A 15,315-nucleotide genomic window follows, 5' to 3' on the forward strand; every position below is an offset into this window, starting at 1 on the left:
TCGTTATGTCCGTGAGCGTGCCCCTGCCTCTTGCTGATCTGTTCCAGGCTGTCGCCGATTCGTCGCGGCTACGCCTGGTCGCCTTGCTGCGCGAGATGGAGCTCACCGTGGGCGAGCTTGCGCAGGTGCTTGGCCAAAGCCAGCCGCGGGTCAGCCGCCATCTCAAGATTCTTGCCGATGCTGGTCTGATCGAGCGGCGCAAGGAAGGCAGCTGGGTCTATCTTCAGCTCGGCCGCCAGTCGCTGGTCGATCCGCTCTTCGCGCTGATCGAGGCTTCGGGGGACCAATCTGCCGAGCGCCAGTTTGAAAGCGATCGTGCCCGCCTCGCGGCAGTGCGGGCGGACCGGGCGCAAGCGGCCGCGCGCTATTTCGCCGCCCATGCCGCAGAGTGGGACCAGATCCGCTCGCTCCATGTTGCCGAGAGCGAGGTCGAAGCCGCGATCCGCGAGGCGCTTGGGGAAGGCAATATCGGCAGCCTGGTCGACATCGGCACCGGTACGGGGCGGATGATCGAACTGTTCGGCTCGCATGCCGAACGCAGCATCGGCATCGATCGGTCGACCGAAATGCTGCGGCTTGCACGGGTGAAGCTCGAGGCGGCTGGCGTTGCTGCCGTCTCGCTTCGCCAAGGCGACATGTATGCGCTTCCCCTGCCTGACGAGGATGCCGACGTCGTCCTCCTCCATCAGGTGCTGCATTATGCGCAGTCGCCCGCGGCGGCGATTGCGGAAGGGGCGCGCCTGCTTCGGCCGGGCGGGCGGCTGCTGATCATCGATTTTGCGCCGCACGAGCGCGAGGAGCTTCGCGACAGCGCGCAGCATGCCCGGCTGGGCTTCGCCGACGAGGCGGTCCTTGGCTGGCTAGGCGACGCGGGTCTCGACGCGCGGGTCGTGCGTCATCTGGAAGGTGGGGAATTGACGGTAACCTTGTGGGCCGGCGTGCGCCGGGCCCGTCCCGAACGAGAGAGGAAAGCGGCATGAGCCGTGCGACCGCCAACGTGGTGCCGCTGCCGGTGTCCGAGCCGCCGCCCCTGTTCGCTCATGCCCGGGGCGACATCGACGTCAGCTTCGAATTCTTTCCGCCCAAGACGGACTCGATGAACGAGACCCTGTGGCGCTCGATCCAGATGCTCGAGCCGCTGCATCCGAGGTTCGTCTCGGTGACCTATGGCGCGGGCGGGTCGACCCGCGAGCGGACCCACCAGACGGTCGCCCGGATCGTCGCCGAGACCGGCCTCGCCGCCGCCGCGCACCTCACCTGCGTCGACGCGAGCAAGGCCGAGATCGACGATATCGCGCGATGTTACTGGGATGCCGGGGTGCGGCACATCGTCGCGCTGCGCGGCGATCCGCCCGAGGAGGGCCGCGACTATGCGCCCCATCCCGACGGCTATGCGAGCGCGGCCGACCTCGTCGCCGGACTCAAGAAGGTCGCACCGTTCGAGATTTCGGTGGCCTGCTATCCGGAGGTTCATCCGCAGGCGGATTGTCCCGAGAGCGATCTCGACAATCTGAAGCGCAAGGTCGACGCCGGCGCCGACCGCGCGATCAGCCAGTTCTTCTTCTCCGCCGACAATTTCTTCCGCTTCCGCGACCGCGCAGCGGCGGCCGGAGTCGACGCCGAGATCGTGCCGGGCATCCTGCCGGTCAGCAATGTCGCCCAGACCCGCAAGTTCGCCGGACTCTGCGGCGCCGCCATTCCGCCGTGGATGGACCGGATGTTCGAAGGTCTCGACGCGCTCCCCGCCGCCCGCCAGCTGATCGCCGCCACCATTGCCGCCGAACTGTGCGGCCAGCTCTATGCCGGCGGCATCCGCCACTTCCATTTCTACACGCTCAACCGGGCCGAACTTGCTTATGCCATCTGTCACCTGCTCGGCGTTCGCGCGCCGTGCGAAGCTGCGGAGGCGCTGAAGTGAGCGCGCGTGAAGCCCTCCGCGCCGCTGCTGCCGAGCGGATCCTGGTGATCGACGGCGCCTTCGGGACCGAGATCCAGAACCGCGGGCTCGCGGAAGAGGATTATGCCGGCGCGCTCGGCCTCGGCCACGACCAGAAGGGCAATAACGACATCCTTGCGCTGACCCGGCCCGACGTCCCGGAAGCCATTCACCGCGCCTATTTCGAGGCCGGCGCCGACATCGCCGAGACCAACACCTTCTCGGCCAACCGGATCAGCCAGGCCGATTATGGCGCCGAGCATCTGGTTCGCGACATCAATCGCGAGAGCGCCCGGATCGCCCGCCGCGTCGCCGACGAATATAGCGCGCGCGACGGCCGTCGCCGCTTCGTCGCCGGGGCGCTCGGGCCGACGAACAAGACGCTCTCGCTGTCGCCCGACGTCAACGATCCCGGCTTCCGCGAGATCGACTTCGACTATCTGAAGGACGTGTATCGCGAACAGATCGACGCGCTGGTCGAGGGCGGGGTCGACTTCATCCTGATCGAGACCATCTTCGATACGCTGAACGCCAAGGCCGGGATCAAGGCCGCGCTCGAGGCGGAGGAAGCACTCGGCCGCGACCTGCCGATCATGCTGTCGATGACGATCACCGATTTGTCCGGCCGCAACCTCTCCGGTCACACGGTCGAGGCCTTCTGGCATGCTGTCCGCCACGCGCGGCCGGTGACCATCGGGCTCAACTGCTCCTTCGGTGCCGAGCAGCTTCGTCCGCACGTCCGGACGCTCGCCGACAGCTGCGACGCACTGGTGATGGTCTATCCCAATGCCGGGCTGCCCAACGATCTCGGCGCCTATGACGAAAAGCCGGAGACCACCGCGAGTCTCGTCGGAGAGTGGGCGAAGAGCGGCCAGGTCAACATCCTTGGCGGGTGTTGCGGTTCGACCCCCGAGCATATCCGCGCCATCGCCGACTTCGTGCGCGACCTTCCGCCGCGCGCGCTCCCGCAAGTGCCCGTAAAGACCCGCCTCGCGGGCCTCGAACCCATGGTGATCGCCGCGTGAATTCCGTTTCTTCCGGTTCGTCCTTCGTCAACATCGGCGAGCGGACGAATGTCACCGGCTCGGCCAAGTTCAAGAAACTGATCCTCGCGGGCGATTATGACGCCGCGGTCGAGGTCGCGCGCGACCAAGTCGAGAATGGCGCGCAGGTGATCGACGTCAACATGGACGAGGCGCTGCTCGACGGCGAACTGGCCATGACGACGTTCCTGAAGCGCATCGCCGCCGAGCCCGACATCGCCCGCGTGCCGGTGATGATCGACAGCTCCAAATGGAGCGTGATCGAGGCCGGCTTGAAGTGCGTGTCGGGCAAGCCGATCGTCAATTCGATCAGCATGAAAGAAGGGGAGGAGCCGTTCCTCGCCCAGGCCCGTGCCTGCATGGCCTATGGCGCCGCGGTCGTGGTCATGGCCTTCGACGAGGTCGGGCAGGCCGATACCGCGCAGCGCAAGATCGAGATATGCGAGCGGGGCTATAAGCTGCTCACCGGCATCGGCTTTCCGCCCGAAGACATCATCTTCGATCCCAACGTCTTCGCGGTCGCGACCGGGATCGAGGAGCATAACCGCTACGCCATCGACTTCATCGAGGCGCTCCGCGAGATCAAGCGCCGCTGTCCGCACGTCCATTTCTCGGGCGGCCTGTCGAACCTGTCGTTCAGCTTCCGCGGCAACGAGCCGGTGCGCCGGGCGATGCACTCGGTGTTCCTCTATCACGCGATCCCCGCCGGGCTCGACATGGCGATCGTCAACGCCGGCCAGCTCGACGTCTATGACGCGATCGATCCCGAGCTTCGCGACGCCTGCGAGGATGTCATCTTCGATCGTCGCCCGGACGCGACTGAGCGGCTGATCACGCTCGCGGAGCGCTTCCGCGGGACCGACTCGGCGGTCGAGGTGCGCGAAGCCGCCTGGCGCAGCTGGCCCGTCCGCGAGCGCCTGGCCCATGCGCTGGTCAAGGGCATCGACGCGCATGTCGTCGACGACACCGAGGAAGCCCGGCACACCGTCAAACGCCCCATCGAAGTGATCGAGGGGCCGCTGATGGACGGCATGAACATCGTCGGCGACCTGTTCGGGTCGGGCAAGATGTTCCTCCCGCAGGTGGTGAAGTCCGCGCGCGTCATGAAGAAGGCGGTCGCCCACCTCCTCCCCTTTATCGAGGCCGAGAAGGTCGCTGGCGAGACCGCTGGCAAGGGCAAGGTCGTGATGGCGACCGTGAAGGGCGACGTTCACGATATCGGCAAGAACATCGTCGGGGTGGTCCTCGCCTGCAACGGCTTCGAGGTCATCGATCTCGGCGTGATGACGCCCTGGCCCAAGATCCTCGAGGCGGCGAACGAGAATGATGCCGACATCATCGGCCTTTCAGGTCTCATCACCCCGTCGCTCGACGAGATGGTAACCGTTGCCGAGGAGATGGAGCGCGCCGGCATGACCCGGCCGCTGCTGATCGGCGGGGCGACCACTAGCCGGGCGCATACCGCGCTGCGGATCGCGCCGCGCTATTCGGGCCCGGTGATCCATGTCCTCGACGCCAGCCGTGCAGTCGGCGTCGCCGGTGCTTTGGTCAGCGACGGACCGCAGCGCCAGGACCTGATCGGCCGCACGGCGAGCGATTATCAGCAGCTTCGCGAGCAGCGCGAGGGGCGGGGACAGAGTGACCTGGCGTCGATTGGCGAAGCGCGTGCCAACCGCTTCGACGGCGACATGGCCGGTCCGTCCGCGGCGCCGCTCCGGCCGGGCCTGCATCGCTTCGACAATTGGGATCTCGCCGATCTCCGCCGGGTCATCGATTGGACGCCGTTCTTCCGAGCCTGGGAATTGCACGGCACCTATCCGTCGATCCTCGACGATCCGATCGTCGGCAAGGAAGCGCGGTCGCTGTTCCACGATGCCGAGGCGATGCTCGACCAGATCATCGAGGGGCAGTGGCTGACGGCCAAGGGCGCGGTCGGCCTGTGGCCGGCGAAGCGCGAGGGCGATGACGTCCTTGCCGGCGGCAAGCGGCTTCCCTTCCTGCGCCAGCAGGTCCGCAAGCGCGAGGGCCGCGCCAACATGTGCCTTGCCGACTTCGTCGCCGAGGCGGACGACTGGCTGGGCGGCTTTGCAGTGGCGATCCACGGCATCGAGCCGCACCTCGAACGCTTCCAGGCCGACAAGGACGATTACAGCGATATCCTGTTGAAGGCCCTTGCCGATCGCCTCGCCGAGGCCTTCGCCGAGCGCCTTCACCAGCATGTCCGGACCGAGCTCTGGGGCTATGCGCCGGACGAGAATCTCAGCAACGAGGAGCTGATCCGCGAGGCTTATCGCGGAATCCGGCCGGCGCCCGGCTATCCGGCCTGCCCCGACCATAGCCTCAAGCCGATCCTCCTCGAGCTGCTCGGCGAGGGCGAACCCGCGGGCGTGCGGCTGACGGAAAGCTTCGCGATGCTGCCGGCTTCGGCGGTGTCGGGCTTCTATTTCGCCCACCCCGACAGCGCCTATTTCGGCGTTGCCCGGATCGGACAGGATCAGCTCGAGGATTATGCGGAGCGTCGCGGGGTCGATGTCGAGACGGTGGCGCGCTGGCTCCGGCCCAACCTCGACTGAGCTACGGCCTCAGGGGTCCCTTCGCGTGCCCGCCGACATCGCCTAGAGCAGCGTCCATGCTTCGCCTTCTGGCCCTGTTCCTCCTGTTTCTTGCCGCCCCGGCTGCCGCGCAGCTTGGCGGCGGCAGCGCGCACATGCGCCCGATGCTGGTCGCCGAAGGACCAGTGGTGCCGGGCAAGGAGGTCGAGCTCGCCATCCTCATCACCCCCGAGGAGGGGTGGCACGGTTATTGGGAAAATCCCGGCGATGCCGGCAAGCCGATGACGGTCGCCTGGGAGCTTCCCGAGGGCGCCACGGCCGGGCCGCTGCGCTATCCGGTTCCGACCCGCCTGACGATCGCGGGACTGATGAACTATGTGTTCAAGGGCCCCTATGCGGTGCTGGTGCGGCTGAAGGTTCCGGCCACGGCAAGCGGCACGCTGCCGGTCCGGGCGAGCCTCGATTATCTGGTCTGCACCGACGAAGTCTGCGTGCCCGAGCGCGGGTCGGTCGCGCTCAATCTGCCGGTCGGCACGGGGGATCGTGATCCGCGCTTCGACGAGTGGCGTGCCCGCGTGCCGCAGCCGCTGGGTTCGGCGGCGCGATATGCGACGAGCGGGGAGCGCCTGCAGATCGCCATTCCGCTGCCCGAGAGCGTTGCGGTCGACCGACCCTATTTCTATCCGCTGAGCGACGGCGCCGTTCGCTATGCCGAGGCCCAGCGTTTCCGCCGCGCCGGCTCGATGCTGGTTGCCGACCTCGCGCTCGATCAGGCGCCCACGGGACCGGTCAGTGGCGTGGTCGCGCTCGGCGATCGCCGGGCATTGCGGGTCGATGCGGCGCCTGGCCAGGTGCCGGCGGGTGGCGAGTGGATCGGCGAGGGAAGCCAGGCCTCGCTTCTGCTCTTTGCACTCCTCGGGGCGATCGCCGGGGGATTGATCCTCAACCTCATGCCGTGCGTCTTCCCGATCCTCGCCCTGAAGGCGCTGGCGCTCGCACGCGCCGGCGGCGAGGAGCGCCACGCCCGCCGCGACGCGCTCGGCTATACCGCAGGCGCCGTCGTCGGGACCGGCGCGCTCGGCGCGATCCTGCTCGCGCTTCGGGCCGGGGGCAGCGCGGCCGGTTGGGCCTTCCAGCTGCAGGATCCGCGAACGGTGCTCCTCCTCGCGCTGCTGGCGACGGCGATCACGCTCAACCTCCTTGGCCTGTTCAAGCTTCCGGTCCTTGGCGGGGACAGCAATCCGCGCGGAGGCTTTGCGACTGGCGCGCTGGCCGCTTTCGTTGCCACGCCCTGCGCAGGGCCCTTCATGGGCGCGGCGCTCGGGACCGCCTTGCTGCTCCCGCCGGCCGGCGCCTTGCTGGTGTTCGCCGGGCTCGGTTTCGGGCTGGCGCTGCCCTTCCTGCTGCTCGCTTACTGGCCATGGCTTCGGCGGCATCTGCCCAAGCCCGGCCCGTGGATGCTGCGCCTCCAGCGGATCCTTGCGGTCCCGATGGCATTGTCGGCCCTCGCCGCTTTCTGGCTGCTGTGGCGAATGGGGGGCCAGCCGGCGCTGCTTGCCGGCCTCGCCGCCGCGGCCGTCGTGATCCTGCTGCTGGTCGTGCTCGGCCGCCGCCAGGACCGCGGGCTTCTTGCCTGGCCGCTTGGCGTTGCGACGCTGGGCATTGCCGCTGCCGCGATGCTGTTCGTTCCGACCGTCGCGGCGGGTGGCGGCAGCGTTGGCGGCCACGACCGCTGGAGCGAGGCCAAGGTCGCCGCCGCGCGCGCCGAAGGGCGGCCGGTATTCGTCTATTTCACCGCCGACTGGTGCCTTAGCTGCAAGGTCAACGAAGCGAGCACGATTGACCGCGACAGCGTCCGCGACGCGCTCAAGGCGGGCGGAGTCGAGGTGCTGCGCGCCGACTGGACCGATGCCGACCCGGCCATCACGCGCTTCCTCGACAGCCGCGGCCGGGCGGCAATCCCGCTCTACCTCTGGTACGCGCCCGGCGCCGCCGAGCCCGAGGAACTGCCGCAGGTGCTAACCCCCGCAACGCTGATCAGCCGCGCGAGCAGGCCGAAGCCCTAGCCGCGCTCCCCCGCCGTCCGGGCCTGCTCGGCCGGACGGGCCCAGACGCGCTGCCCCGCAATCCACGTCTGGAGGACTTGGGTGCGGGCAAGGTCGTGCGGGGTGGAGGCGACGGGATCGCGGTCGACCAGGATGAAATCTGCCCACTGGCCGACGTCGAGCGCCCCGAACTTGCCCTCGGCAAAGCCCGCATAAGCGGCGTCGCGGGTGAAGCCCGCCAGCGCCTGCCCGATGGTGAGTTTCTCCCACGGGCGCCAGCCACCCGGCGGCTGGTCGTCCATGCCCTGCCGGCTGACAGCAGCGGCGAGGCCTGGGAAGGGATTGGGATCCTCGACCGGGAAATCGGAACCAAGCGCGAGGGGAACGCGCCGCTTCGCAAGCGTCTGCCAGGAATAAGCGCCGCCAAGCCGCTGCGGACCGAGCCGGGCTTCGGCCATCAGCCGGTCGCTGGTCTGGTGGACCGGCTGCATCGACGCGATCGCCTTGGCGCGGGCGAAGAGATCGAGGTCGGCGACGTCGAGGATCTGCGCATGTTCGACCCGCCACCTTTTGTCGCCGGTCGCGCTTCCTGCGTCCTGATAGGCACCGAGCACCATCGCATTGGCGGCATCCCCGATCGCATGGACCGCAACCTGGAAGCCCTGCGCATCGCGGATCGCGGTGCGGAGCTCGGCCGGGGTCAGCAGGGGCAGCCCGCGCGTGGTCGGGGCGTCGGCATAAGGGGCCTTGAGCCAGGCACCGCGCGAGCCGAGCGCGCCGTCGGCATAGAGCTTGACCCCGAGGAAGCCGAGGCGGTCGCCATATTGCCAGCCTTGCCGCTCGCTCTGGCGAAGCGTGGCCAGCGCCTTCGAGCCGGCGGCGTAGCTCATGATTCGGAGCTTCGCCTCGCCCGAGCGATAGGCGCTCGTCATCGCCGCCCAGTCCTCGGGCGAGGTCCCCATGTCGGCGACGGCGGTCAGCCCCCGCGACAGCAGCGCCTCCTGTGCGCGCAGGAGGCCGGCACGGCGCATTTCCGTTGTGGGGGCGGGGACGACCCGGTCGACCAGCGCGGTCGCGGCATCGACGAAGAGGCCATTCTCGATCCGCCCGCCGCTCGGGACCGGCGTGTCGCGCGTCACTCCGGCGGCGGCGATCGCCGCGCTGTTGCCGACGCTCGCATGGCCGTCGACGCGCTCAAGCCAGACCGGCCGGTCGGAGACCACCGCATCGAGGTCGGCGCTGGTCGGGAAGCGCTTGTCGGCCCAGAGTTCCTGGTTCCAGCCGCGTCCGACGATCCAGGGAAGAGAGGGATTGGCCGCGGCATAGGTCCGCAGGCGCTGCTGCAGTTCGGCGAGGCTGGCGGCGCCGGTCAGGTCGAGGGCGCCGAGCGCTTGGCCGTAGCCCATCACATGGCCGTGGGCGTCGATCAGTCCCGGCATCAGGACCCGCCCTCCGCCGTTCAGCACCCGCGTGCCCGCGGGGAGCTTGAACTGCTCGCCGTGAAGCACCCGCTTCACCTTGCCGTCGTCGCCGACGAGGAGCCCGGTGAAGCGCTCGACCTGGCGGTCGGACGTGGTGCGGACACCTTTGACGTTGGTCACGAGAAGGTCGGCATAGGCCGGGGCGGCGGTGCCGAGCAGAAGGGCGGCGGCGAGGAACGAGGGACGCTTGATCATCGCTCGACGGTAGCATTGTGGAGCCCGGAAGGAAGGGCTACCGGCTGACCGGGCATGACACCGCCCACCATCGCCGACATCCGCGCCGCCGCCGCCCGTATCGACGGAGCCGTGCTGCGCACGCCCTTCCTGAAGAGCCGGACCCTGTCCGAGATCATCGGGGCGGAGGTCTGGCTGAAGTTCGAGAACCTCCAGTTCACCGCCGCCTACAAGGAGCGCGGCGCGCTCAACAAGCTGCTCCAGCTGAGCGACGACGAGCGGGCCCGCGGGGTGATCGCGGCGAGCGCCGGCAACCATGCCCAGGCCGTCGCCTACCATGGTCGTCGCCTCGGCATTCCGGTGACGATCGTCATGCCGACCAGCACGCCGCTGATGAAGGTCGGGCAGACCGAGGAGCATGGCGCGCGGGTGATCCTGCATGGTGCGCGCTTCGACGATGCCTATGCCCACGCCCGTGAGCTCGAGGCGGCCGAGGGACTGGTCTTCGTCCACCCCTTCGACGACCCCGCCATCGTCGCGGGGACCGGAACGATCGCCCTCGAGATGCTGGCCGAAGTTCCCGACCTCGACACGTTGGTGGTGCCGATCGGGGGCGGCGGGCTGATCAGCGGGATCGCGATCGCGGCGCGGTCGGAGCGGCCCGACATCGAGGTCGTCGGCGTCGAGGCCGAGCTCTATCCGTCGATGAAGAACGTCGTCGAGGGCGGGGCGGGGGCAATCGGCGGCGACACGCTGGCCGAGGGCATTGCGGTCAAGGAGCCCGGCAAGCTCACCCGCGCCATCATCAAGGATCAGGTCGACCGCATCGAGCTCGTCGCCGAGCGCGACCTCGAGCATGCGGTGGCGTTGCTGGTCGGGATCGAGAAGACCGTGGTCGAGGGGGCGGGCGCCGCCGGTCTCGCTTTGCTTCTCGCCAATCCCGAGCAATTCCGCGGCAAGAAGGTCGCGACCGTGCTGTGCGGCGGGAACATCGACACGCACCTCCTCGCCAACGTGCTGATCCGCGAGCTGGTCCGCTGCGGGCGGATCGCCCGGCTCCGGATCGGGGCGCAGGACCAGCCGGGCGCTTTGGCGTCGATTACCGCCTGCTTCCATGCGGCCGGGGTCAACATCATCGAGGTCAACCACCAGCGCATCTTCTCGAAGCTGCCGGCCAAGGACACGGTCATCGAGGTCGAGTGCGAGGCGCGGGATTCGCAGGCCATCGATGCGCTCGTCGCCCGGCTCGAGGCCAAGGGCTTCATCGTCGAGCGGGCCGAGCTCGACTAGTCGGCACCCTCGCGTTCGCAGGCGGCGATCTGGAGCAGCATCGCGCCCGTGGCGAGGAAGCTCGTCGCAAGCACCCATGAGAAGCTCGCCACAAGGTCGCTGGTCGTCCCGAACAGCGCGACGATGATGCTCGCGAGCGGCAGGCCGAGGATGAGGATCACCGACAGCGCAAGGTCGGTCGCCGCGGCGATGCCGGTCCAGCGGCGGATCGCGGAACCACCCGAGCGCGCGGTCGCAACACCGAGCGCCAGCACGCGCAGCACCAGCCAGAAGGTCATGACCGTGATGTTGGGGAGGAAGCGCGTTTCCTCGCGGGCGAGGAAGAGACCGCCGGCGATCACCGTCGCAAGCCCGGCAAGGCTGGCGGGAAGCCGGGCGACCCGCCGGCCGCTCGCCGCGACGACCTCGAGCAGGCCTGCGACGAGCAACAGCTGACCGACCACCAGCGCACCGCTCGACGCGGCGACTTCGGGAAGGAGGAGCGCGCCGGCGCCGAGGAGGAGAATGAGCCATCCGCACAAGGCGGTGGTCCGAGCCCGGCGTTGATCGGGGGTCGCTGTCATTGCAGCAAAGTAACAAGAATGAGGCGGCGGTGGTTCCGCCGAGCGTCAGGCAGCGGCCTGATCCCCGCTCCGCGACTCCCTCCCCTCCGACCGCGAGCGGCGCGAGCGAAGGGTGCGTTTGCCCGGCGCCGACCCGCTGGCAGTGGGAAGCGTCCGATCGAGCAGGACGTCGAGGTTGGCGACGAGCCCCGTCTCGGCAAAGTCGATGGCGATGCTTCCGGCCAGCTGGCGCTCGACGCTGTTCCTGATGAGCTTCAGGCCGAAGCCGCCGTCGTTGCGCGGCTCCTTCACCGCGGGCCCGCCGCGCTCGCGCCATGACAGGATGAGGTGAGGGAGCCCGCCGCGCTCGCCGGTCTTCCAGTGGACCGAGACCTCACCCGAAGGGGAGGACAAAGCGCCATGGGCGACGGCGTTGCTCGCCAGTTCGTGGATGATCAGCGCCAGGCTCTGCGCGACCACCGGCTTCAGCAGCACCGGCGGGCCCGACAGGTGGAACCGGCCTTCGCTCAACTCGAACCCGGCCATCTCCTCACCGACGATCCGCTGGAGGTCGGCGCCCTCCCAGCGGCTCGCCGAAAGCATGGCATGGGTCCGTCCGAGCGCATGGATTCGGCCTTCGACCGCGCTCTTGAAGGCGGTGACGGTAGGAGCGCGGGTCAAGGCGACGACGGACTGGACGACGGCAAGCAGGTTCTTGGCCCGGTGATCGAGCTCGCGGGTGAGGAGCTTCTCGCGGAGGTCGGCCTCGCGCTTGTCGGTGAAATCGGTCGAGACCCCGAACACCCCGATGATCGCGCCCGACCGATCGCGCAGCGGGCTCTTCATCGAGCGATAGTAACGTGGGGACCCGCCGCGCCCGGTAAAGACCTCTTCCAGGTCCTCGCTCCGTCCCGAGGCCATCACCCTGAGGTCCGCGGTACGGAAGGCCTGGGCCTCGAGCGGATCGGCATTCCATTCGGCGTCGGTCTTGCCGAGGATTTCCGCGAGACTGACGCCGGCCAGCCGCTCGAGCGCGCGATTGGCATAGACGAGGCGCCCCTCGCGATCCTTCACGTACATCAGGCTGTCGGTCGAAGTGCCGATCATCTCCAGCAGGCTCGAGGTCTGGCGCAATTGCTCCTCGGCGACGCGGCGCTCGTGAACATCCTCGAACATGCCGTGCCAGCTGCGGATGCTGCCGTCGGAATTGCGCACGGGAGTCGCGAAGCTGCGGATCCAGCGGTAACGGTTCGAGGTGAAGAGCAGGCGATATTCCTGCTCGGAATCGACGCCCGAAGCGACCGCATTCGCCCAGGCCGCGACCACGGTCGCACGGTCGTCGGGATGAACCGCGTCGGTCCAGCGCCCGGCCGCCGCCTCGCCCGCGTCCATCCCGGTCCACTCGGTCCAGCGCGATCCGACATGGGTGAAGCGCCCGTCGGGCGTGGCGAGGAACACCGCCTGCGGCGGGAATTCGATCAGGTCCGAATGAAGCTGCCGGGCCGATTCCAGCTCGGTCGAGACCTGGCGCATCTTCGGACGGACCGAGAAGATGACCAGCGCGCCGCCGGCCAGTGCGGAAAGAAGCCCGATCGCGACGCTCGCCCAGGCACCATTAAGCGCGGCGACGACGAGCAGTCCGGCAAGCGTGATCGCCGCCAGCGTCGCCGCGACCTTCTGCCCGGTCGCTTCCGCCCCCTGTCCGGACTCCCGCATGCGCATCGTCCCCGCCCGTTCCGCTACCGCGACTCGGCATGCGGACCATGAGGGACGGTCTCATGGCTTTTCCTACAGGGCAACAAACTCGTTTAAGGTTCTGCCCTCCGGCGGCCCAAGGCACTTTCTTGCCTCTGCTCCCGATCAATCGGATTTTCCGGTCAGACCGGCGAAGATTGTTTGTTTTGGTCGATGTCCGCGCCGAGCTAGGGGAACATCGGAATTCATTCTCAGGAGGCTCGAAATTATGGACGCAAAGACCGGCGATCTCAGCGGCGGCTGTCCCTTTCATCAGGACAAGGCGCGTTCGCTGCTCGGGCGACAGAACAAGGACTGGTGGCCGGAAGCGCTGCCGGTCGATATCCTCACCCAGGGCGGCATGTCGCCCGACCCGATGGGTGCCGACTTCGATTATGCCGAGGCGTTCAACGCGCTCGACTATCAGGCGCTGAAGGCTGACCTCACCGCCCTGATGACCGACAGCAAGCCGTGGTGGCCGGCGGACTATGGCCATTATGGCCCGTTCATGATCCGCATGGCGTGGCACGCGGCCGGCACCTACCGCACCGCCGATGGCCGTGGCGGCGCGAACAGCGGTCAGCAGCGCTTCGCGCCGCTCAACAGCTGGCCGGACAACGGCAATCTCGACAAGGCCCGCCGCCTGCTCTGGCCGATCAAGCAGAAGTACGGGAAGAACATCAGCTGGGCCGACCTCTTCATCCTCGCCGGCAACGTCGCCATCGAGAGCATGGGCGGGCCGGTGTTTGGCTTCGGCGGCGGTCGCCGCGACGTCTTCGAGCCCGAGCGGGACATCTACTGGGGTGCCGAGGAGCAGTGGGTGGCCGCGGAGGAAACCCGTATCCAGCCCGATCACGAGATGGAGCTCGAGCATCCGCTTGCCGCGATCCAGATGGGCCTCATCTACGTCAATCCGGAAGGCCCGGGCGGCAATCCCGACCCGCTCCAGTCGGCGCGCGACATCAAGATCACTTTCGAGCGCATGGCGATGAACCATGAGGAGACCGTCGCGCTGACCGCGGGCGGCCACACCTTCGGCAAGGCGCACGGCGCGGGCGACGCGAGCCTCGTCGGTGCCGCGCCCGAGGGCTCGGACATTTCGATGATGGGCCTCGGCTGGACCAGCACCTTCGAGAGCGGGATGGGCGAGCACACCATCACCAGCGGCATCGAAGGCGCGTGGGTGAACACCCCGACCGAATGGTCGGAGAACTATTTCCGCCTGCTCCTCGACTATGAATATGAGCTCGTCCGCTCGCCGGCCGGCGCCCAGCAGTGGCAGCCGATTAACCAGAAGCCCGAGGACATGGCCCCGGCCGCGCACGATCCGTCGAAGCGCGTTCCGACCATGATGACCACGGCCGACATGGCGCTCAAGGTCGACCCGGAATTCCGCAAGATCAGCGAGAAGTTCCGCAACGACCACGAGGCGTTCAAGGACGCCTTCGCCCGCGCCTGGTTCAAGCTCTGCCACCGCGACATGGGCCCCAAGATCCGCTACCTCGGGCCGGAAGTCCCGGCGGAAGACCTCATCTGGCAGGATCCGGTCCCGGCCGGCACCAAGCCGTCCGACGGCGATGTCTCGGCCTTCAAGGACAAGATCCTGAATGCCGGCTTCTCGGTCGGCCAGCTGGTCAAGGCGGCCTGGGCCTCGGCCTCGACCTATCGCAAGTCGGACCATCGCGGCGGTGCCAACGGCGCACGCGTCCGCCTCGAGCCGCAGCGCAACTGGGAGGTCAACGAGCCGGAAGAGCTTGGCGCGATCCTCGCCAAGATCGAGGAGCTTCGCGGCAGCCTCTCGATGGCCGACGCCATCGTGCTGGCCGGCACCGCGGCGGTCGAGAAGGCGGCGCGTGATGCCGGCTACTCGGTCGAGGTGCCGTTCAGCGGCGGTCGCGGCGACGCGACCGAGGAATGGACCGATGCCGAGAGCTTTGCGGTGATGGAGCCGGCGGCCGATGGCTTCCGCAACTATCTCAAGACCAAGCACAGCGTGAAGACCGAGGAGCTGCTGATCGACAAGGCGGCTTTGCTCGGGCTGTCGGTGCCGGAGATGACGGCGCTGGTCGGCGGGCTTCGCGTGCTCGGCGCCACCTACCAGAACCGCAAGGAAGGCGTGCTGACCAACCGCGTCGGCCAGCTGACCAACGACTTCTTCGTCAACCTGCTGGACAATGACACCTTCTGGGAAGTGGTCGACAGCAGCGCCGACGAGGAGTTCATCGGCTACGACCGCGGCGGCCGGACCGAGAAGTGGCGGGCGACCCGCACCGACCTCATCTTCGGTTCGAACAGCCAGCTGCGCGCCACCGCCGAGGTCTATGCCGAGAAGGGCAACGAGCAGCTCTTCGTCCGCCACTTCGTCGATGCCTGGACCAAGGTGATGAACGCCGACCGCTTCGACCTCCTGCCCGAGCGCAAGGTCTCGGCCGACCAGGCGGGCGACGGCACCTACGCCGGCGTCTGATCGCGGATTGGAGCTGAAGGAGGGGCCGGCGGAGCGATCCGCCGGCCCTTT

The 15,315-nt window shown here is 68.2% G+C and carries 10 protein-coding genes; 7 read left to right on the forward strand and 3 right to left on the reverse strand.

All coding sequences use genetic code 11. From position 1 onward, the window contains the following. Positions 1-5 precede the first annotated feature (5 nt). Genes AC4GYU_RS06290 through AC4GYU_RS06310 form a run of 5 tightly spaced genes read left to right on the forward strand, consistent with a single transcriptional unit; the run spans position 6 to position 7,597 of the window. Positions 6-980 carry an ArsR/SmtB family transcription factor gene (locus AC4GYU_RS06290; RefSeq protein ID WP_491086038.1) on the forward strand — a complete coding sequence of 325 codons (975 nt, stop codon included), beginning with the start codon at positions 6-8 and terminating at the stop codon, positions 978-980. Further along, complete coding sequence (gene metF, locus AC4GYU_RS06295) at positions 977-1,918, forward strand: methylenetetrahydrofolate reductase (protein ID WP_491086039.1); 942 nt, start codon at positions 977-979, stop codon at positions 1,916-1,918. Before AC4GYU_RS06290 ends, metF begins: the two co-directional genes overlap by 4 nt. Beyond that, the gene (locus AC4GYU_RS06300; protein ID WP_491086040.1) at positions 1,915-2,961 is read left to right on the forward strand and encodes a homocysteine S-methyltransferase family protein; all 1,047 of its coding nucleotides are present in this window, start codon (positions 1,915-1,917) and stop codon (positions 2,959-2,961) included. The genes metF and AC4GYU_RS06300 overlap by 4 nt, the downstream gene beginning before the upstream one ends. Next, positions 2,958-5,552, forward strand: a complete 2,595-nt coding sequence (gene metH, locus AC4GYU_RS06305) for a methionine synthase (protein WP_491086041.1) — start codon at positions 2,958-2,960, stop codon at positions 5,550-5,552. Before AC4GYU_RS06300 ends, metH begins: the two co-directional genes overlap by 4 nt. A gap of 56 nt (positions 5,553-5,608) precedes the next feature. Then, on the forward strand, positions 5,609-7,597 hold the full coding sequence (locus AC4GYU_RS06310) for a protein-disulfide reductase DsbD family protein (protein ID WP_491086042.1): 1,989 nt from the start codon (positions 5,609-5,611) through the stop codon (positions 7,595-7,597). Here AC4GYU_RS06310 and AC4GYU_RS06315 read toward each other — a convergent pair. Beyond that, the gene (locus AC4GYU_RS06315; protein ID WP_491086043.1) at positions 7,594-9,252 is read right to left on the reverse strand and encodes an amidohydrolase; all 1,659 of its coding nucleotides are present in this window, start codon (positions 9,250-9,252) and stop codon (positions 7,594-7,596) included. The two genes, AC4GYU_RS06310 and AC4GYU_RS06315, sit on opposite strands and share 4 nt — an antisense overlap. Positions 9,253-9,306: 54 nt before the next feature. Here AC4GYU_RS06315 and AC4GYU_RS06320 point away from each other — a divergent pair, with 54 nt between their 5' ends. Beyond that, positions 9,307-10,521: a threonine ammonia-lyase gene (locus tag AC4GYU_RS06320; protein ID WP_491086044.1), complete on the forward strand. Its 1,215-nt coding sequence runs from the start codon at positions 9,307-9,309 to the stop codon at positions 10,519-10,521. Here AC4GYU_RS06320 and AC4GYU_RS06325 read toward each other — a convergent pair. Together AC4GYU_RS06325 and AC4GYU_RS06330 are read right to left on the reverse strand one after the other, a co-directional pair. Continuing rightward, on the reverse strand, positions 10,518-11,084 hold the full coding sequence (locus AC4GYU_RS06325; protein ID WP_491086045.1) for a hypothetical protein: 567 nt from the start codon (positions 11,082-11,084) through the stop codon (positions 10,518-10,520). The genes AC4GYU_RS06320 and AC4GYU_RS06325 overlap by 4 nt on opposite strands. 45 nt (positions 11,085-11,129) lie before the next feature. Further along, complete coding sequence (locus tag AC4GYU_RS06330) at positions 11,130-12,779, reverse strand: PAS domain-containing protein (protein WP_491086046.1); 1,650 nt, start codon at positions 12,777-12,779, stop codon at positions 11,130-11,132. A gap of 247 nt (positions 12,780-13,026) precedes the next feature. On the opposite strand from AC4GYU_RS06330, the gene katG reads away from it, so the two are divergent. Then, positions 13,027-15,264 (forward strand): catalase/peroxidase HPI, encoded by a 2,238-nt coding sequence (katG, locus tag AC4GYU_RS06335; protein ID WP_491086047.1) that lies wholly within the window; start codon positions 13,027-13,029, stop codon positions 15,262-15,264. The last annotated feature ends 51 nt before the right edge of the window (positions 15,265-15,315 follow it).

The sequence above is a fragment of the Sphingomonas sp. SP2 genome, assembly GCF_058313385.1.

Coding starts and splice junctions, on each gene's coding strand:
- AC4GYU_RS06290 (WP_491086038.1), top strand. CDS start 6: ATGTCCGTGAGCGTGCCCCTGCCTCTTGCTGATCTGTTCCAGGCTGTC.
- metF (WP_491086039.1), top strand. CDS start 977: ATGAGCCGTGCGACCGCCAACGTGGTGCCGCTGCCGGTGTCCGAGCCG.
- AC4GYU_RS06310 (WP_491086042.1), top strand. CDS start 5,609: ATGCTTCGCCTTCTGGCCCTGTTCCTCCTGTTTCTTGCCGCCCCGGCT.
- AC4GYU_RS06315 (WP_491086043.1), bottom strand. CDS start 9,252: ATGATCAAGCGTCCCTCGTTCCTCGCCGCCGCCCTTCTGCTCGGCACC.
- AC4GYU_RS06320 (WP_491086044.1), top strand. CDS start 9,307: ATGACACCGCCCACCATCGCCGACATCCGCGCCGCCGCCGCCCGTATC.
- AC4GYU_RS06325 (WP_491086045.1), bottom strand. CDS start 11,084: ATGACAGCGACCCCCGATCAACGCCGGGCTCGGACCACCGCCTTGTGC.
- AC4GYU_RS06330 (WP_491086046.1), bottom strand. CDS start 12,779: ATGCGGGAGTCCGGACAGGGGGCGGAAGCGACCGGGCAGAAGGTCGCG.
- katG (WP_491086047.1), top strand. CDS start 13,027: ATGGACGCAAAGACCGGCGATCTCAGCGGCGGCTGTCCCTTTCATCAG.